Annotated in this window: 19 protein-coding genes, 1 tRNA gene and 1 pseudogene; 5 read left to right on the top strand and 16 right to left on the bottom strand. The window is 34.0% G+C overall.

Annotated features, from left to right (window positions below):
• Positions 1 to 4: 4 nt before the first annotated feature.
• Together OPR58_RS10520 and OPR58_RS10515 are read left to right on the top strand one after the other, a co-directional pair.
• Entirely contained in the window at positions 5 to 1,723 is a 1,719-nt protein-coding gene (locus OPR58_RS10520; protein ID WP_265022648.1) for a monovalent cation:proton antiporter-2 (CPA2) family protein, read from the top strand.
• A 91-nt stretch (positions 1,724 to 1,814) separates the two neighbouring features.
• Positions 1,815 to 2,975, top strand: coding sequence for an aspartate kinase (locus tag OPR58_RS10515; protein WP_265022647.1), 1,161 nt, complete (start codon positions 1,815 to 1,817; stop codon positions 2,973 to 2,975).
• A 15-nt stretch (positions 2,976 to 2,990) separates the two neighbouring features.
• Here the strand turns inward: OPR58_RS10515 and recF are convergent, their stop codons facing one another.
• Positions 2,991 to 4,070, bottom strand: a complete 1,080-nt coding sequence (gene recF, locus OPR58_RS10510; protein WP_264336463.1) for a DNA replication/repair protein RecF — start codon at positions 4,068 to 4,070, stop codon at positions 2,991 to 2,993.
• 8 nt (positions 4,071 to 4,078) lie between these two features.
• Positions 4,079 to 4,546 (bottom strand): thioredoxin-dependent thiol peroxidase, encoded by a 468-nt coding sequence (gene bcp, locus OPR58_RS10505; protein ID WP_265023198.1) that lies wholly within the window; start codon positions 4,544 to 4,546, stop codon positions 4,079 to 4,081.
• Between the two features lie 63 nt (positions 4,547 to 4,609).
• Here bcp and gshB point away from each other — a divergent pair, with 63 nt between their 5' ends.
• Complete coding sequence (gshB, locus tag OPR58_RS10500; protein WP_265022646.1) at positions 4,610 to 5,536, top strand: glutathione synthase; 927 nt, start codon at positions 4,610 to 4,612, stop codon at positions 5,534 to 5,536.
• Here the strand turns inward: gshB and OPR58_RS10495 are convergent.
• Positions 5,521 to 6,543, bottom strand: a complete 1,023-nt coding sequence (locus OPR58_RS10495) for a UDP-N-acetylglucosamine--N-acetylmuramyl-(pentapeptide) pyrophosphoryl-undecaprenol N-acetylglucosamine transferase (RefSeq protein WP_265022645.1) — start codon at positions 6,541 to 6,543, stop codon at positions 5,521 to 5,523. The genes gshB and OPR58_RS10495 overlap by 16 nt on opposite strands.
• A gap of 73 nt (positions 6,544 to 6,616) precedes the next feature.
• On the opposite strand from OPR58_RS10495, the gene OPR58_RS10490 reads away from it, so the two are divergent.
• Entirely contained in the window at positions 6,617 to 6,976 is a 360-nt protein-coding gene (locus OPR58_RS10490; RefSeq protein ID WP_264376009.1) for a hypothetical protein, read from the top strand.
• Position 6,977: 1 nt separating this feature from the next.
• Here OPR58_RS10490 and lpdA read toward each other — a convergent pair whose 3' ends face one another.
• The 4 genes from lpdA to tnpC form a co-directional block, all read right to left on the bottom strand.
• Positions 6,978 to 8,363 carry a dihydrolipoyl dehydrogenase gene (gene lpdA / locus OPR58_RS10485; RefSeq protein WP_139686719.1) on the bottom strand — a complete coding sequence of 462 codons (1,386 nt, stop codon included), beginning with the start codon at positions 8,361 to 8,363 and terminating at the stop codon, positions 6,978 to 6,980.
• Between the two features lie 677 nt (positions 8,364 to 9,040).
• Positions 9,041 to 9,520 (bottom strand): disulfide bond formation protein B, encoded by a 480-nt coding sequence (locus tag OPR58_RS10480; RefSeq protein ID WP_265022644.1) that lies wholly within the window; start codon positions 9,518 to 9,520, stop codon positions 9,041 to 9,043.
• Between the two features lie 98 nt (positions 9,521 to 9,618).
• Positions 9,619 to 10,647 carry a hypothetical protein gene (locus OPR58_RS10475; protein ID WP_264336458.1) on the bottom strand — a complete coding sequence of 343 codons (1,029 nt, stop codon included), beginning with the start codon at positions 10,645 to 10,647 and terminating at the stop codon, positions 9,619 to 9,621.
• Between the two features lie 130 nt (positions 10,648 to 10,777).
• Positions 10,778 to 12,121 (bottom strand): IS66 family transposase, encoded by a 1,344-nt coding sequence (gene tnpC, locus OPR58_RS10470; protein ID WP_265022247.1) that lies wholly within the window; start codon positions 12,119 to 12,121, stop codon positions 10,778 to 10,780.
• Positions 12,122 to 12,292: 171 nt separating this feature from the next.
• Between tnpC and OPR58_RS10465 the strand changes: the two are divergent.
• Positions 12,293 to 12,859: pseudogene (locus tag OPR58_RS10465) on the top strand (transposase); the annotation flags it as partial.
• Positions 12,860 to 12,929: 70 nt separating this feature from the next.
• Here the strand turns inward: OPR58_RS10465 and OPR58_RS10460 are convergent.
• The 9 genes from OPR58_RS10460 to OPR58_RS10420 all read right to left on the bottom strand — a co-directional run bounded on the left by OPR58_RS10460 (position 12,930) and on the right by OPR58_RS10420 (position 19,129).
• Positions 12,930 to 13,106, bottom strand: coding sequence for an IS66 family transposase zinc-finger binding domain-containing protein (locus OPR58_RS10460; protein ID WP_406846499.1), 177 nt, complete (start codon positions 13,104 to 13,106; stop codon positions 12,930 to 12,932).
• A complete protein-coding gene (locus OPR58_RS10455; RefSeq protein ID WP_265022268.1) occupies positions 13,106 to 13,354 on the bottom strand; it encodes a DUF6444 domain-containing protein in 249 nt (82 codons plus the stop codon). The genes OPR58_RS10460 and OPR58_RS10455 overlap by 1 nt, the downstream gene beginning before the upstream one ends.
• Before the next feature lie 117 nt (positions 13,355 to 13,471).
• Positions 13,472 to 14,797, bottom strand: coding sequence for a ribosome biogenesis GTPase Der (der, locus tag OPR58_RS10450; protein WP_064085773.1), 1,326 nt, complete (start codon positions 14,795 to 14,797; stop codon positions 13,472 to 13,474).
• A gap of 340 nt (positions 14,798 to 15,137) precedes the next feature.
• A complete protein-coding gene (locus OPR58_RS10445) occupies positions 15,138 to 16,097 on the bottom strand; it encodes an IS5 family transposase (RefSeq protein ID WP_265022212.1) in 960 nt (319 codons plus the stop codon).
• Positions 16,098 to 16,189: 92 nt separating this feature from the next.
• Entirely contained in the window at positions 16,190 to 17,089 is a 900-nt protein-coding gene (dapA, locus tag OPR58_RS10440; protein ID WP_265022642.1) for a 4-hydroxy-tetrahydrodipicolinate synthase, read from the bottom strand.
• 9 nt (positions 17,090 to 17,098) lie between these two features.
• Positions 17,099 to 17,581 carry a single-stranded DNA-binding protein gene (gene ssb, locus OPR58_RS10435; RefSeq protein ID WP_006014313.1) on the bottom strand — a complete coding sequence of 161 codons (483 nt, stop codon included), beginning with the start codon at positions 17,579 to 17,581 and terminating at the stop codon, positions 17,099 to 17,101.
• Between the two features lie 68 nt (positions 17,582 to 17,649).
• Positions 17,650 to 17,723 (bottom strand) — tRNA-Arg (locus OPR58_RS10430).
• Between the two features lie 12 nt (positions 17,724 to 17,735).
• Positions 17,736 to 18,524: a hypothetical protein gene (locus OPR58_RS10425; protein ID WP_265022641.1), complete on the bottom strand. Its 789-nt coding sequence runs from the start codon at positions 18,522 to 18,524 to the stop codon at positions 17,736 to 17,738.
• On the bottom strand, positions 18,521 to 19,129 hold the full coding sequence (locus tag OPR58_RS10420) for a hypothetical protein (protein ID WP_264376092.1): 609 nt from the start codon (positions 19,127 to 19,129) through the stop codon (positions 18,521 to 18,523). Before OPR58_RS10420 ends, OPR58_RS10425 begins: the two co-directional genes overlap by 4 nt.

The raw sequence follows: 19,129 nt of genomic DNA, 5'->3' as shown, positions 1-19,129 counted from the left end.
TATTATGCACAGCGGCTCTCAGCATTTGTTTGATATTATAATTTTACTCTCTGCTGCTGTGTTTATAGTCATAGCGTTTTGGAAAATGAATATTAGCCCAGTACTTGGTTACTTTGTTGCAGGTGCATTGATTGGTTCTCATGGATTTAATCTGATACATTCAGTTGAAGTAATGGATAACTTTGCAGAGTTTGGCGTAGTTTTCCTATTGTTCATTATAGGTCTTGAATTGACATTTGAACGCCTTATCGCTATGCGTAGGCATGTGTTTGGGTTTGGTTCCCTTCAAGTTATAGTTACCATGATAGCAATATGGTGCATTGCTCTTGCCTTTGGAGTAAATACAAACATGGCAGCAGTTATTGGTGGTGGACTTGCACTATCCTCAACAGCAATAGTGTTGCAGGTTCTGCAAGAAAAGGGTTCTCAAGCAAGCCAAGTTGGTAGATTGTCAATAGCAGTGCTACTAATGCAGGACTTTGCAGTGGTACCTCTAATAGTACTAGTGCCCCTGCTTACTGGCAATTCTGAACACAGCTTAATAAGCTCGTTGGCAGGCTCATTAGTGCAAGCAGCTATTGCATTGGTGTTGATATTTGTAACTGGTAGGTTATTACTGAGGCCATTGTTTTCGGTTATTGCCAAAATGGAGAGTAATGAAATCTTTATATCAACAACACTTCTGATAATATTAGGATCAGCATTTATTACTGAACAATTTCATTTATCAATGGCATTAGGCGCATTTGTTGCTGGGTTACTAGTTGCAGAAACAGAACACAGGAATTCGGTAGAACATGCAGTATTGCCATTTAAAGACTTATTTCTTGGTTTATTCTTTATGACTGTTGGCATGTCTATTGATATTGACCTTTTACTCAATAAGTTACCACTCGTTACTTTATTATCAATTGTCCTTATCGTTTTAAAGACGTCCATTATATATACATTGTGTAGATTTTTTGGATTTAGAAGTGCACCTGCAATACAAGCTGGATTACTGCTTGCACAAGGCGGTGAATTTGCATTTATTTTATTCCGTTTAGCAGATGAATTAGATGTACTATCAAGTGAAATCGCTCAAGTGCTTATGATGGTAACTACAGTAACTATGGCTTTTACTCCTCTTTTATCGGGAATTGGAGAGTGGATAGCAAATTCATTTAGCACTGAAAAAATAATACTAGACGATGAAGCAATCGAAACAGACACACAAGACCTTTATAATCACGTAATAGTTGCTGGGTTTGGTAGAGTGGGATATATGGTAACAAAAATGCTTACTGCAGAGCATTTAAGTTATGTTGTTGTAGATATTCAATCAAAAATAGTAAAAGAAGGAAAAAATGACAGTTTTCCTATATATCTTGGAGATGCTACAAGATATGAAATTTTAAAATCAGTAGGAATAGAAAGAGCTCAAGCTCTTGTGGTTTCGATAAAGAACGAAGTTACTATAAAGAAAATAGTTTCTCTAGTTGCAGCAAATTTTCCGCATGTAAATATTATAATACGTTTGCCAGATTTGAATAATGTGGAGGTTTATAAAGATCTAGGGGCTAGTAAAATTATTCCCGAAACATCTGAAATTGGATTGCAGCTAGGTGGAGCAGCATTAAGTTTAAGTGGAATTAGCGAAAGTGGAGTTACATCTTTAAAAGGTAAATTTAGAAAAGGCAACTACAGTATGTTAAAAGAACTTGGTAATGATAAAGATGAATAGCCCTATATCACTTTAATTAGTGACCAGAAAAACACATTTAATTAAACAACTGTACTCTCTAGAAAGGTGAAAAATTGACCTTATTGTAACTATGAACAAAATAATCATAAAAAAATTTGGTGGGACTTCACTAACTGACTTAAATCGAGTTGCAAACCTGATAAAAAATGATATTGAGAAAGGTTGTAATGTAATCGCTGTTGTATCTGCTGCTTCAGGATTCACTGACCAAATGGTTTTTCAAGCTAGGCAAATTTCAAATTTAAATTGTAGACAAGAGTTATCAGAGTATGATGTTCTCCTTTCAGCAGGAGAACAGATCTCTTGCGCATTATTAGCTATCACTCTTCAATCTATCGGAGTTAATGCTAAATCATGGCTCGCCTGGCAGTTACCAATTGTAACGGATAATTTTTATTCTGAGTCTAAAATAAAAAAGATAAAAATTGACCATGTAAAAAGATCTTTTGCTGAGGGTTATACTGCTGCAATCATTGCTGGTTTTCAGGGTATACACGATGATAGAATCACTACTTTTGGTAGAGGAGGATCTGATATCTCAGCAATTGCCTTTGCTGTAGTCTTTGGTATTAGGACTTGTGAAATTTTTACTGATATTGACGGAATATATACAGCAGACCCAAAAATTGTTCCAAGGGCACGCAAGCTTAAATCTATCTCTTACAATGAAATATTGGAGATGTCGTCATCTGGTGCTAAAATATTGCATAATCGTTCAGTACAACTTGCAATGAAGCATAATATTAAGGTGCAGGTGTTATCCACTTTTGAGGAAGTAGAAGGCACTACAGTACTACACGAAAAAGATGTACTGGAAAGATACTTAATTACTGGAATAACTTATAGCACTCACGAAGCTCTTGTAACTTTTACTAACTTTGCAAATACTCTGGATACTTTAAGAGATATAGCAGGAGCAAACGTTAAAATTGACATGATACATGGGTCAAGCTTTTTGATTTCTAAATTTGATGTTGATTTAATGACAAAGTTATTGAACAAAAATGAAAATTATGTCGTAAACAATAATATAGCTAAAATTTCAATAATTGGTATTGGTGTTATGTCTAACACTGAAGTGATGTACCGCACACTCAAGGTTTTAAGCGAAAAAAAGATAGAAATACTTGCTGTCACAATGTCCGAAATCAAGATCAGTATAGTTGTTCAAAAAAAACACGCTGAGGCTTTAATTAGAGATTTACATACCGAATATGAGCTTGATGTATGACAGCACGCTTGAAATTTATTTACTTGATAATTCAAAAAACTTGAAAGAGCAAAGATAGTTATTGAAATTATCTTGATTTACATCGGTTATCCAAGTTTGACATTGAATGCTTAACACCTCCTCCATTAACACCTTTCTGTAATCTTTATCCAGATGCGACATTATATCGTCAAGCAGAAGAAGAGGTGCTTTATTGTAATGAATACACCTTGCTTTTACACTAGATAAGATGATAGAAAGCAGTAATAGCTTTTGCTCTCCAGTAGAACAAAGATTTATTGGCATGTCCCCTTTTTGGCAAAAAACCCAAAAATTATCATTATGTACAGAAAAGGTTACTCTACCAGTTAATGAGTCTTTTTCTCTGTTTTCCTTTAGACGATTCTGAAAATATTCTGCAGTATCGTCCAAAGTTAGCTGGCTGCTGAATTTCAAACTTGCCTTCGGAAAAAGCTTACAGGAATGGTTATCAATTGTGTCTTGTAATATCTTTAAAACAGATGATCGCATACGTAAAATATCAATTGCATTGGTAGCCATGACGTTTTCAAGACTAGAGAGCCAACTTTCGTCCAAAATATTCTCTCTAAGCAATTTACTTCTCTCATGCTTAGCTTTTCTATATTTCATGTAGCAATAGGTGTAATTTTCTTCAAATAGTGAAACTATACGGTCTAAAAATTTTAACCTGTCACTTGGAGAATTAAGAAGAATATAGTCCATTTGTGGAATTAGCCATATTACATTAGATATTCTATACAAAGATGAGTAGCTTGACTGCGTTTTCCCATCAATTTGTATTAATTTCTTATTAAGATTCTTTCCTATACCAATTGAGTTAAGCTCTGCTCCATTGAAAAAATCATAATACACTACCCAACTTTCATTACTGCGCCTATTTTGCATCTCATTGATTTTTGCTTTTTTCATTCCGTTGCTTTTAGCAAGCAATGAGATTGCTTCAAGTATATTAGTTTTTCCAATACCATTTTTGCCAGTTACTACAACTGGTCTATCATCTAAATCCAGTTCAAAGTTTGAATGACTACGAAAGTTATATAATTTCAGTTTTTTTATATAGCAATGGGTAGTCATTCTTTAATTTATATTCTCCTTACTTCTTCTAGAACCTCATCAACATGTCCACTAACTTTTACGTTTTTCCAGATCTTCACTACTTTACCTTTTTTATCTATTAAAAAAGTAGTGCGCTCTATTCCCATATACTTTTTGCCAAACATGCTTTTTTCTACCCAAACACCATATTTTTCCAACATTTCAGCATTTTCATCAGAAACTAAAGAAAATGGCAAAGAATATTTTGCTTTGAAGTTAGCGTGGCACTTAACGCTATCTTTTGATACACCAATTATCACTGTGTCAAGAGAAGAGAAATTTTCTATTTTGTCTCTAAAGCCTTTTGCCTCCATTGTACAGCTCGGAGTATCGTCTTTAGGATAAAAATAAAGGACTACATTTTTTTTATCAAAAAATTCACTCAGCGATAAAATTTCGCCAGAATCTGTTGGCAAACTAAAATCAGGTGCATTATTTCCTACTGTTAATTCCATACTTTGCTCCATTATTAACACTTTTATGGTACTATAGTATATTGTAATAGGAAGGGAGGATAAATGAAAGTAGCTTTTCAAATGGATGAAAATATAAACTTTGAAACTGATACTACATTTGCATTAATAAAAGAAGCGCAGAGGAGAAAGCACGAAATTTTTGTCTATGTTCCTAATAATCTAGCACTCAAGTTAAATCAGTCAATTGCTCTTGCTCAGAAAGTCAGCGTTGATGATTTTGGTTTTACTTCTAAAGAAGATGTAACTATAGATTTGAATGAAATGGATATCATACTTATCAGGCAGGACCCACCTTTTGATATGCGGTACATTACAACAACCTATATCTTAGAAAAGACTACTGCGTTAGTAATAAATAATCCAACAGAAATAAGAAACTGTCCTGAAAAATTAATTACTTCACTATTTCTAGAGCTAATTCCTCCAACTTTGATCACTGAAAATATATCGATGATTAGAAATTTTTGTCACGACTATCAAGATATCATCTTGAAACCACTATATAGCTATGGAGGAAATGACGTAATAAGAATACAAGACCAAAATAGCATTCAAGTGGTAGTCGATCTCATGATTGCAAAATATGAATGTCCTGTAATTGCACAAGCATTTTGTAAAAAGATAAATACAGATAAAAGAATACTGCTACTGGATGGAAAGCCAATAGGAGTAATGAAGCGAGTTCCAAAGTCTAGCGGAGAAATCAGAACAAATTTGAGACTCGGAGCAAGTTTTGAGCCTGCCCAAATGAATGATAGAGACAACGAAATATGTAATAAAATTGGTCCTGAGCTAAAGAAAAGAGGGCTAATATTTGTTGGTATTGATATTATAGATGACTTCCTGCTCGAAATTAATACTACCTCACCTACGGGAGTAGTTTATATCAATAAGTTGTATAGTAAATCACTAGAAAAAGAACTATGGAATGCATTTGAAGAAAAAGCAATTCGTCAACTAAGTTCTTGAGCTATTGCCTTAATAAATTCAGTAACTCCATTCCTTATTCTTGTTTTCTTAGTATTATTAGCCATATCACGCAATTTTTGACAATTTTGCAATAAATCAACTAGCAACTCTCCTAGATTCTTTTTCGCGTTACTATTTTGCTCAACTATTACAGCTGCTCCCGAATCTTCAATATGTTTTGCATTATAAAATTGATGGTTATCTTTTGAGTGAGGATAAGGAATATATACAGCAGGACGCTCAGCAAGAGTAATCTCTGCTATTGAAGTTGCCCCCGCTCTGCTAATTACCAAATGAGCATTGGCCAGTTTATTTTCCATATCATCGAAAAACTCACTTAACTCACAATCAATTCCTTCACTTTTGTATAGACTCTTGACCTTGTTTATATTTTTCTTTGTACATTGCTGCGTTACTCTAATCCTCTCTTTTACTTCAACAGGTAGATCACAAATTACGCTGCTCACTACATCATCAAAAAAATTTGCACCCTGACTGCCTGCTATTATTAACACGTTTAAAACTGTTTCAGCTCTAGAATAGCCTTGTGCTTCTATATCGACAAAATTTCCTGTAAAAACGCATTTACTACCTTCTGCATACTTAGTCTCTGGAAAGCTAGTTGCAATTAATTTTGCACTCTTGAAAAAGAATCTATTTACCCTCCCTAAAACTGTGTTTTGTTCATGTAAAACTATAGGTATAGAAAGAATCTTTGCTGCAAGAAGAGTTGGAAAAGAAGCGTAGCTACCAAAACCAATGATTAGCTTTGGTTTTAATTTTCTCGTTTGATACAGTGCTAATACACAACTATACATTAACAAAAAGAGAAACTTCAATTTGTTGCCACTTGGCTTGCACAATGGTAAAATATAACTTTCTATATTGATGGTTTTTTGATCATTGAATAATATACAATTGTGCCCTTGTACCTTTAGTGCTTTTGCTAAGGTTATAGCTGGAAAAACATGCCCACCTGTACCGCCTGTTGCTAGAATAATAGTCATCTGTAAGTAGTAATTTGATAATAGATTGTTAATTATTTTTTAATACTTTGCATGTAAAATTTTATCAAGCTTTATGATAGTTGAGTTAAAAATGCCTAAAAATAGTGACAGCAAAAAAGAATCTAACGTAAAAAATAAGCCTCAAGAGCAAAGCAGAAGCGGAGGTTTATTAAAAAACATAATAAAAGCTCTTTTTAACTCAGTTGTTGATCTACCTCAGCAAGAACAACTCAATAAAAATATTGATAGACAACAAGGTTTAGACAGTAAAAGAAAAAGCCCAGAGGATCTTAATCAGGAAAAAAAGCTTGAAGTGAAAGAAGCAGCTGAAGGGTTAAAAGAAAAGTTAGAAAAATCTGATATTGGTAATCAATCTATTAGAATTGAATCGCCTAATCAGGATAATTGTAGCTCTAAAACAATGGATCGTTAGCTTAACTATTTAACGATTCATCATCTGCAGCAAGTACTGATTCGTGTATAATTTCCGAAATAGTTGGATGAGGAAAAATCGTAGATTTTATGTCGCAGTCTGTTCCCTCTAGTTGCTTTGCAAGAGCAAAATTGCTAATTAACTCTGTTACTTCCGCTCCTATCATGTGAGCTCCAAGAAGTTCGCCTGTTTTTTTGTCTATAATTGTTTTCACTAAACCTTCAGTTTCACTTAGTGCAATAGATTTACCATTAAAGTTGGAGTGAAATTTTCCTACTTTTATATCGTATCCACTTTTTATTGCCTGTTCCTCAGTAAGGCCAACGCTTGCTACTTGCGGATGAGAGTAAGTGCAATTTGGTATGCACTCTTTTTTTAACTTATGAGCATTTTTACCGGCAATTTTCTCAACACAGATTACAGCTTCATGACTTGCTTTATGCGCTAAACATGGGGGACCAGCTACATCACCTATTGCATACACACTTGATTCACTTGTTTCATACCACTCATTCGTTTCAATGAAACCAGAAGGACTCAACTTAATTTTTGTATTTTCTAAACCTATATTTTCAGTGTTTGCTTGCACGCCAACTGCAACAATCACCCTATCAAATTCTTTGCTCTCACCACTACTTAGTAACACTTGAGCAAAGTCTTTATTTTTAGTCAAAGCTTTTACGCTACTGTTTGTATATATTTTTATCCTTTGTTTTGTGAATATTTCTTGTGCTAAATTTGAAATATCTTTATCTTCCAGCGGCAAAATAGTGTCTTTTACTTCTATAATTGTTACATCAACTCCCAAAGTACTATAAAAACTTGCAAACTCTATTCCTATCGCACCAGAACCTATGATTAGTAGAGATTTTGGTAACTTCTTTGGAGTCATAGCGTGCTGCGCATTCCATATTAAATCTCCATCTACTTCGATTCCAGGAAGATTTCTTGCCCTTACACCTGTTGCTAAAATGATATGCTTAGAAGAAATTTCCTCCTCCTTCTTATCATTAAGAATTTTTACAACATAGTTACCTGCAAGTTTACCAAAGCCTTGATGAACTTTGATGTTATTTTTTTTCATCAAATACTCAACACCACTTGATAGCTTATCAACAACGTTCCTTGAATATTTCACTATTGATTGTATATCAAAACTTGTATCCTTTACTTTTATGCCAAATTCTTCTGATCTTCTTATTAATCTATAAACTTCAGACGCTCTAAGTAGCGATTTTGTTGGTATACATCCCCAATTTAAGCATATACCACCCAAATTTTCCTCCTTTTCAACAATTGCAGTTTTAAGTCCAAGCTGCGCCGCTCTAATTGCTGCTATATAACCACCAGGACCGCTACCTATAACTGTAATATCATACTCATTCATCAGTTTTCTTCGTATGCAAAAGACTATATATAACAGATAGAACCCGTATGATCAATGCTCAGGTGCATAGAAGCGGCTTGACAAACCTTCCCACTTTTCTTCTTATATCAATAAGAGTATTTATCCTTATTTTTAATCTCCGCGGGTTTAACAACAAAACTCAGATATTTATTGGCAGATTACATAAAAATTATAGCGGCTGCATGTTTTTTAAATTTTTTCTACTTCAGCCAAAACACGCTTGTTAGCACATTATCAATTTACATTATTAAAACTCGCTATATAGGGATTCTTTTGCCTTTTTTTACTTAGTAAATTTATTAATATTTATAGCTAAAGCTTCAGGCCAGCACTTGATGCTGAAATCTTTACTACAAATAAGCATATTGAGCACAAAATTATGCTAAAATACAACGTTTTTGGTGAGACTATGGACAAACTGAATCCCAGTATCTGGGCACTGGGATGACAAGAAATAGGCTGCTTTCATAACAATGAAAGGTTATTTGGATGATAGCTGCACTTCCAGTTTCAGCTACTCGGATGACAAGAAAGAGGGCACTGGCATGCTGAACCATAATGTTCGTACAGCTGTGCAAGAATCAGTGGGTGTGACTTGCCAAATTTTTAAATTACGGACAGCACCAAGTAACGCACAAGTACAGCGTCTATACCAGTTACTGTTGTACCTTATTTCTTTCTCCATAATACATTTTACCTGATAAGAATAGAGCTACTATAAGATAAATAAGATTCCATGTTGCTAACGAAACACCAAAAATATAATGAGGTCTGTCACAAGACGGAGAGTAGTTAGGGTTTAATAGATTATTTCTTAGCTCTTCTATGCTAACGTTACCACTTGCTTGCTCTGTACAGCCTAAAACATCATGAAATAAGTGGAGTTCAAAACCTACATGATAAAAAGATATTATTGCACCAATGAGATAGCTGCAAAACATCGCATAGATTAGGATTTTGTTGTCTTTGAACATGTACGCAACTGCAAGTAGCCCTGTAACATAGTAAACTACTCGCTCGTATATGCATAACTTGCATGGTAGCATATTGAAGAAATACTCTAGCACATATGCAAAAATCAGAGCAGCGGCACTTGACAGCAAAAAGATTGTAGAACTGTTATTTATATCTGACATAATTAACGAATTACCACAACAACCGAAAAAGTCAACTTTTGTTTAATAATGTTCTATATAATTATAAAGCGACACATATCACTCTATAACTTTTTTATCTAGCCTCTATGCATGTATTCACAGCTAGATACTGATTTAGTTTGCATACTAGTTACAACCCTAGTATCACTATCTATTCTTGCAATCTCTTCTTTAGTATACAATTCATCCTTGTTTTTCGTCCAGCTATTGTCATATTGAATATCAACTTCTCCTCCATTGGTTTTAAACCCAAATGTTTCTTTTATAAGCAATCTTTTCTCTTCTTGTAATCTATTAAGATGTTCGCTAAGACTTGTATAATCAGAAGTAGGAAGAACCTCATTAATAGGACTGTTATATACAATATTTTCCATTAGTGTATAAATGTGATGCGGTGATGATCGGAGAGTAGGATAATACTTTTGAAATCTATGCTTTATCTCATTATAAAATTCCGTAACCTTTACTTTACCAGCATCACTTACAGCAACTATAGCATTCTCAATATTTGTTATACCGTCATAGTCGTGACCTGTCTTGTCATTTTCAGCAACCAAAAAGCCCTGGCTAGCCTGAATCTCACCAAGTTTTTTGTCTTCCTTAGGTAAAATATCAAAATCAAAATAGATCATAGGAGATTTCAATACCAACAACATAAATATACGCATACTGTCTATCTCAACACCAAAAGATAATCTTTTACTTTCTGGAATAGAGTATAGATCTTTGAAATATTGAGATACAGTGTATAAAGGACATTTAGATAGTTCTGTTTTCTTATCTGTTTGTAAGTGAAAGCTAAATTCATACTCTCCTAAATCCAGCTCATTAAAGTCTATAAGCTCTATGTTTTTGTTTGGGTTAAACTCTCTGTTTGATATTTTATTCTCCAACTCTTTACGTTGCGTAGGAGTAAAACCAGATCCATTTATTACTAACTTCACTACACGCGTATCTTCTCTTTTTGCCCATTCGCTCAATCTCTCCAAATATTTTTCTGGGATCGGATATCCATATCGCCTTGGAAGCCACTGAAATACTAAAGGTGTATCAACCGTGAAAGTATGTGGAGATCCAGGCCTTAAATCTTGTCCTTTATAATTCATAGCAAAAGCACTAAATAAGTTAATATTTTACTATATAATATTAACTTATCAACTACTTATTTAAGTAATATTGTTTATTTGTTAATAATATTAATAAGATAAAAAGTAACCGTTCACGGAATATTCCCAATTAGGCAGGAATAGCGACTAAATTCTGTAGTTTCTGGACAGGATTCTGATCATTCAAACGTGCAGTCAAAAATATCGAAAGCATTCTTTCAATGAACTTTTCTCCACGTTCTGACCAAGTGAAAAAACTATTTTTACGATAAATGACGTACCGTCTAGCCTGACGTTCTGCAAGGTTATTGGTTGTCTCGATCAGATCAGGATTGCGCACGAATCTCCACATCATATCTTCAGAACGTAGTATATTGGCAGCCATTCTCGAGGCCTGAGTTCCTTTTGCAACCCTTGTTATCTCTCGCAAAAAATGTTTCACCCTTTTTCGAATCTTCCTCATTAACCGGAAAAATCTTAAATTGTCTATCAGGTTTTGTTTACGTGCTCTATCTACCACAAATACCCTGTTGCTCAGCGATTTTAATGCTGCGCCAATTCTGCTCACTTCAACATTTTTACTGTAAAAAAACCTTTCAAAGTCCCTTGCTAAATGGGCCCAGCATATCTGTCTGTTTTCACGATTAAAGTAATTATACGCAGCATACCTATCGCTTATAACTATTCCATCATACTCTGGCAATAGCCCTTTTAATATCTTCTTTCCGCGAGATCCAACTAACTTCATAAGTGTTGCTGTTTTATTCGTTACTACCCAACTCCAACCTTTCTTTCCCTGGTTCCTATGGCTTGTTTCATCTATATGTAAATACTTGCTTTTCCGTAGCTCTTCTCTTATTTTTTCGTATTCAGATATACATTTTTCTGATACTCTACCCTCGGTCTTTGATACCAAACCTAGGCTTATATTCAGATTAAATATGCTGCTCAAAATTTGCTGTACTTCCCTTTTTGAATTGATAAAAAATCCACTAAAACTGCTAATTACTGCTTTTGCATTAGCTCCTAAAAGATCCCTTGTCACACCTTCAGGCAGACTAGCTGAGATCCTTTTCTTACACGCCTTACAGTAGCCTTTTTGTAGCCTATATTCAGTCACTATCGGTTTAATTTTTGGCAATTCAACCTTTTGATGCACAGTTTCTTCTTCTAAAATAACTTGGCTTCCACACATGCAAATTGTATCAATTGAACATTTTACCACCTCATCTGCTACCATCAATTCCCGCTTGTGCGCTTCATGTCCTGGCTGCCCGCCTGGTTTTTTATCGCTCTTCTTTTTTGTCTTTTTGCGATATACATCTTGCGATGGTGGCAGCGATGAATTTTTTGAATTTAAACCCAGCTTATCCTCTAGCTCAATTATTTTTGTCCTTAACTTATCATTCTCTGCTTTCAGAGTACCAACTTCTGACTCCAATACCACAATCTTTTCTTGTAGCACCTCTATCATCAACCCCTCATCTATCTAGTTTATTGTTTTTTATACTAATTATGCAATTTTTGTAAACTACTTTCTTATACCGTGAATGGACAAAGTTGATAAGCCTAAACGCCATCATGTCTTTAGGAGAGTCTGCTAATGAAGGCTCTTAAGTTGACGCCATTGCGTGAACGGTTACGGAATCAACTAGTAGAAATAGCAAAAATACAAAAAACCCAAGCTCATCAAGTAACCGATTTATCTATAATCAAACAAATGGAAGAGCTACTTGCAGTTTTACAAAATCAAATTCAAGTCTTAGAAGATGAGGTAATGGAATTAGTCGATAAAAATCAAGAGCTTAAAAAAAAGTACATGTCAATAACTAGTATACCTGGTGTAGGTGCAATAACAGCTATTACTTTTATTTGTTATCTACCCGAGCTTGGAACTCTCCAACATAAAGAAATATCCAGCCTTTCCGGAGTTGCACCTTTTAATCGAGATAGTGGTTTTAGTAAGGGAAAAAGGTGTATTCAGGGTGGTAGATCACAAATTAGAAAGGTTTTACATATGTGCATTCTTAGTGCGCAAAGGTACAATTCTTATATAAAAATCTTCTTTGATAGGCTATACAATCAATATAAAAAACCATATAAAGTTACCTCTACTGCTGCAATGAGAAAATTACTTATCCTTGCTAACTCTTTAGTAAGAGACGGTAGACTGTTTACTGAGGAGTATAGCCCTAAAACTGCTTCTATATAGCAATAGCATAGCTGTGAATAAGTACGCCCACACAAATTTTAAGTACTTATTCACAGCTACATCAATTTTTCTATTGACTTTTAACACAACTGCTACAATGTCCTCTTTGCAACCTGTACTCAGTTACAATTGGCTTAATTTCTGGCAACTCTGCCTTCTGATGAATAATTTCATCTTCTAAAGTAATCTTACCTCCACACATACAAATTGTATCAATTGTGCATCTCACTACCTCGTCTGCAGCCATTAATTCACGCTTATGCACCTTATGTCCTGGCTGACCTCCTGGTTTTTTATCACTTTTCTTTTTTGCTTTCTTACGATATATATCTCGTGATGGTGGCAGCGATGAGAATTTTGCGAATTTAAGCCCAATTTGTCTTCTAATTCAACTATTTTTGCTTTCAAGCTATCATTTTCTCTGATCAGTGCTTTTATTTCTTCCTTGAGATTAGCGTTTTCTGCTACAACCTTTTCTTGCAGCACTGTTGTCATTTACCCATTCCATATTTAGCTTCCTATCTCTTTACACTTTTATACTTACTTTGTAAACCACCTTATCTCCGTGAACGGTTACGATAAAAAACTATATTATTAATAAAACAAGATTACCTACTTTACATAGGGATTCTTATTCTTTTTCAAAAGCAATCTGACTGGTACGCCTTCAACAAAGAAGTTTTTTCTAAGACCATTAGTCAAATAACGTTTATAACTCTCATCAACACTTTCCGGGACGTTGCATACCAAAGAAAAAGCTGGAGGTTTGGTGCCAATTTGAGCAATATACTTCATTTTAATTGCTCTACCTTTTATAAGTGGGTGAGAATGTTTTTCCACAGCATCTATTAGCCAATTATTCAGTTTTGCAGTGCTGATCTTCTTGTTTAAGGATTCACTCACTTCAAGACACTTATCTATCACATCACCACAGCGCATACCTTTCAATGCAGAAATTGTTACAGTTGGCACTTCCAAAAATAACCGAGTCACTTCCTGTTGTTTGACAAATTTTATTAACTTACTTCTGTCATCCTTACCTATTAAATCCCACTTATTTAAAACAATGATAATTCCCTTCCCCCCTTTAATTGCAGCTTCAGCAATTGATAAATCCTGCTGCTCAACGCCAAGCAAGGAATCTAGCATTAAAATCACTACATGAGAGCGCTTTATTGACTCTATACTTTTTTCAACAAATCTTGATTCTAAGTTATCAACAACATTTGCCTTTCTGCGGATTCCCGCAGTATCGATGAGAGTGATTAATTTCCCATTATGGTCGTATGAAATATCCACAGAGTCACGCGTGGTACCAGGTTTTGAGCTTACTATTAGTCTATTTTCTGCAAGTAAACTGTTTAAAAAAGTTGATTTTCCAACGTTTGGGCGACCGATGATTGCAATCCTCAGTCTAATGGACTCACTTTCAGGCAGCTCAGTTTTTTTGTTGAAATCTTCAATAACACCAGCTAATACATCATAAAGATCAATCATACCAAGATTATGTTCGGCTGAGATATACACCGGACCTATGAAGTTGAAGAACTGCAAATAATCAACATTTTCCGATTTATGACTTTCGCATTTGTTTGCTATTAGTATTACAGGTTTGTTCGTTTTTCTCTTCAGCCACTTTGCAAACTCTTTGTTCTGCTCGTTTTGCACTTTTGCATCAACAAGAAAAAAAATTACATCTGCGCTTAATAAAGAAAACTCTATTTGTTCAATAACTTGTAGTGAAAAACTGGTTTGGTCATTCCATCCTCCTGTATCTATAACTTTAAACTCTAAATCACTAATTCTTCCAATTCCTTCACGCCTATCTCTCGTTACTCCTGGAATGTCACTAACTACCGCTGCTTTTCTTCTTACTAGCCTATTAAATAGAGTTGACTTGCCTGCATTTGGAAGGCCTATTATGACTATTTTCAGCATAGTTTAAGAGCGTATTTTATACATAGTAAATTATAATCAAAATTTTTTAGTTTAACTATTGACTTGATAGATTATATACCTATCCTAAAATTAGGATATTTTATCTTAAGTTTATTATGTAAAATTGGAGGCGCTATGCATAATGCAAATGAAACTTTAATAATGAATTTCGATCAAGTTTCTCAATTAACTCCTAAAATTTATAAATTAGGGACACCTTATAACAACAGGACAAGTATATATAACTATATAACTTTAGCTAAAGCATTGGAGAATCTCAATGATCCATCCCGGTCGGCTTTGTTGCATAGCACTGATAGGCATGTAAATCACAATGAACTTACGCAGCTAATTTAAATTTAGCCATACCAATATCAGTAAATTTGTTCAGTAAGTAGCACTTAATTAACAGCTCTTTTTCACGATTTACCTCTGATTTATTTTTCAAGCCAAACCCAAATATTTGCTTCAACCTATAGAAAAAGACTTCAATATAAGACCGTGCTCCATACTTAACTTTTTTCTTCCATTCATTAATACCATCTTCATAATTCTCATATGACCTAATTCTACTAATATACTTGTTTCTTTCTGATAAGTAGTCAGCTAAACAAATTTTAGTATCCTTCCTAGGGCGAATAATAGGCACAATATTGTATTTTCTGCATTCTTTATACACACTTTTTATATCATAAGCCGCATCTGCTCGAATAGAACAAATGTTATATTTATCACTGACTTCTTCTAACATATCGCAGACCGGCAAATAGTCTACAGCAACACCACTAGTGTAGTTCATGCTTATTGCTTTCTTATCATTTATGTTTAAAATAACATGTAATTTTCTTACTTGACCATAACCACTGTATTTTCTTTTTCGAATATTAAGCTTACTATGCCCACCGTTATTATTGTAGATACTAACTCTAGTGCTATCTACGGCAATTTCAACATTTTCCAGATCATCTTTATTGCTTCTATGGTCATCAATCTTCAAATTAAGCTTTTTAAATCTTCTGGAAGCTTGTGTATAGCTGATAATCTTAAGTTTTTTGCCTATTTGTACCATATAACCTTTTACAAAACCTACAGCTTGTCTCAAGCCAATTCTAAAAAGATGAACTATTATGTGTATTAAAATTACAACTTTATCACTATAAGTGTTATTGCCACCTGCAACTTTTGGACTATTTTCATACCAATTTTCTATGGCTTGATTAACAAAATGAAAAACATTTCCTCTTTTTTTTAGAAACTCATTATATTCTCTTTGGTTACTTACTCTCATTTTTTGTGGCATAAGTTATACTTGTTTGAAAAATGCCTATTTTACAACAAAATGCGTTAGTAACCATAAGCTTTTCTCCTTACAATAACCTCAACCAACACTAGCTATGCAACAAAGCCATCCTGCATAGCTAGTTGATTTTCCCATCCAAGAATCATTTTATTAGCTTGCCTCAATGTTTCAATAGAAGGCAAGTCTTCTGTGCTTAGTGGTAGACGAACAGTTTTGTGTTCTATAAGCCCAATGTCATGCAAGAGTGCTTTAGTAGGTATTGGATTGCTGGCAGTAAATAGAGTTTTGCAAGCTTGTTGCCAACTGTCTGCCTGAGGGTTCTCGCCACTCATGCATTGCTTAACATATTCATGTACTACACGTGGCCAAACATTGGCAGCAACAGAAACCAGACCAGCCGCACCCTTAGCAGCCATATCGGGTATCATATTATCATCTCCGCAAAAGACCTCAATATTTGGTGCAACTTTCTTATACTGAGTTAAAGTATCAACGGTGCCACTTGAATCTTTGATAGCCCAAAATTTTTCGTGGCTGGATAAGTTGCGTACAGTTTCAGCGTGAAGACTCACTCCTGCTCTTGATGGAATATTGTAAAGCATGGCTGGCACATGTGCTTTTTCAAGCAGCTTTTCAAACCATAAAGTTTGCCCCATGATTCCAGGCTTTGCATAAATGGGAGTTGTCATTAGATAGCCATGAATAGGCATACCCTTGCAAAAATCAAGCCATTCAAGAGTCTGATATAGATTCACTCCTGGTACACCAATTATAATTTTTGTATTTAATTTTAGCTCACATACAAATTCAACTAATGTGCGCTTTTCAGAATCAGTAAGTGATAAGCTTTCACCTGTGCTACCTAGCAACACTACACCATTTTCAGCTTCAGCTTGCATTGTTAGTAAACGCTGCAAGCTTTGGTAATCTATACTATCTCCACTGCAATTAAAAGGAGTAACACAAGCAGTCCATAAAAATGTAGATTTCAATTGAAGTTATTAAAATGGTATTTCATCATCGATTAGTTCGTCTTTTATATCGTTGTCAAAACTTCCGTGTTTATCTTTTTGTTCTGTTTCATTTTGTTTGTATTCACTTGGCTTGTAATCAGAGTTTGACATACTGTTTCGTGAATCTAAAAGGGTAAGGGCACTATTAAAGTTATATAGCACCACCTCTGTCGTATACCTTTCGCTACCATTTTGGTCAGTCCATTTTCTAGTTCTCAGAGAACCTTCAACGTAAACTTTACTACCTTTGCGCGCAAAATCCTTAACAATTTTTACTAATCCTTCACTAAAAATTACAATATTATGCCATTCTGTCTTTTCAGAGCGCGTACCAGAAAATTTGTCAGTCCAACTTTCAGATGTGGCTATCGAAAAACTTGCCATCTCTTTTCCATTTTGTGTAGTCCTAATTTCAGGATCTTTTCCTAGATTACCAACTAATATGACTTTATTTATAGTACCACTAGACATAATTATGCTTTAAAATAAATCTCTTTATTATCTTATGTGAGAGTATTATTGTCAAATTTAATTAAAAACGCGCTTGGAGGGATTCGAACCCACGACCTTTGCCTCCGGAGGGCAACGCTCTATCCAACTGAGCTACAAGCGCAGATGTATTAGATTATTTAATAGATAAACTATCTAAATCAAATTTTTGTTCTGGATAAAGCGTAAACATAATACCTCCATGTCCAAAATGTACATTTTTAGAATTGCTTATCCGTTCTTTTGTTATCTTTTGGTTTACAGCCCATGAAAAAGTTACATAATTTTCAGTTACTGAGTGCACTTTTAAATCCTTAGTATTTATAAACAACTTTCCATTTACCCATATTTTCCATGTATCGGGGGAAAAGTATAAAATTGAATCTAAACTGACTACTTTACAATTGAAATTTTCTTCCTCTGTAACTCCTGAAGACTGTAAGTTAAACTTTTCCATCTCACTAACTATTCTATTAACCTGCTCTTCATCAAAAAAAATGCTTTTTATGCTACCATATTGCGATAAAGTACTCTCTGCTGCCTCTTTTATTATATCGTCTCGATCTATATAATAATTGTTGATAAAAAAACACTCCTTCGCACGCAAATTTGCTATATCAATGAAGTCATTTATTTCTTGATTTCCAAGTTTTAAAATACTTTTTAAGTACTTCTTTTCTATAATCATTCCATCATTAGAATGATGACAGACCATTTCATCATTGCCTTGTCTTTCTATATATACACATAAATTTTCACTATTTAACCCTAATATTTTATGCTCAATAAAATCTTCATTACTAATATGCTGTTGGCAAGAATATTTTTTACAAATCCCTATATTTTCTACAAGATCTTCGCAATTGCAATATGCACTAACATTAAAAAATAGCAGCGTAAAAATAAAAAACAACTTTATATTCATCTACTTAATATGGTATACCAATCAAAAACTATATTAGCTCTCACTATCTCTATCATATTACCACTTAAAATCTGGTTTATAACTTTAGCATCTATATTTCTCTGCTTATTCAAGGTAAGAGATCTGATCATAACATAACCAGGAAGATTTGGAATAGACTGTAGAAATAAAAAAATATGCTTATCGCTAATTGAGCTTAAACTTAGAACCACTTCACTTCTTATTACTTTTGTATGTTCACTTTTATTGTGGAGTTCAGCTTCTTCAGGTATAGAAATTGATATTTCAGGTTCTAACATGTAGTGTTTTTTATATAGCTTGTTAAGCTCAAAATTTAAATTTGTAATGTATCTGCTACTATGTAAGTTTGAAGAAGAAATTCTTTTCCATAAATCTAGGTTTTTATTTAGAACGACTTCTTTCTTTTGAATTTCAATGATCTGTAAATTAATAGAGCGTATTTCCTCAGCTGCAGTTTGATTTTTATTATAAACCTTTTTGTTATAGATAATAAAACACGTTGATAACCCTATTAATACAATAGATAACAATAAGTAATATATGCACTGAATTGTAGCTTTTCTTTTTAGTTGAGAGATAGTCAT

Source organism: Wolbachia endosymbiont (group B) of Ischnura elegans, from assembly GCF_947251585.1.
Classification (GTDB): domain Bacteria; phylum Pseudomonadota; class Alphaproteobacteria; order Rickettsiales; family Anaplasmataceae; genus Wolbachia.
The sequence above is the reverse complement of the archived record's forward strand: the minus strand, read 5'-3'. Positions and strand labels throughout refer to the sequence as shown.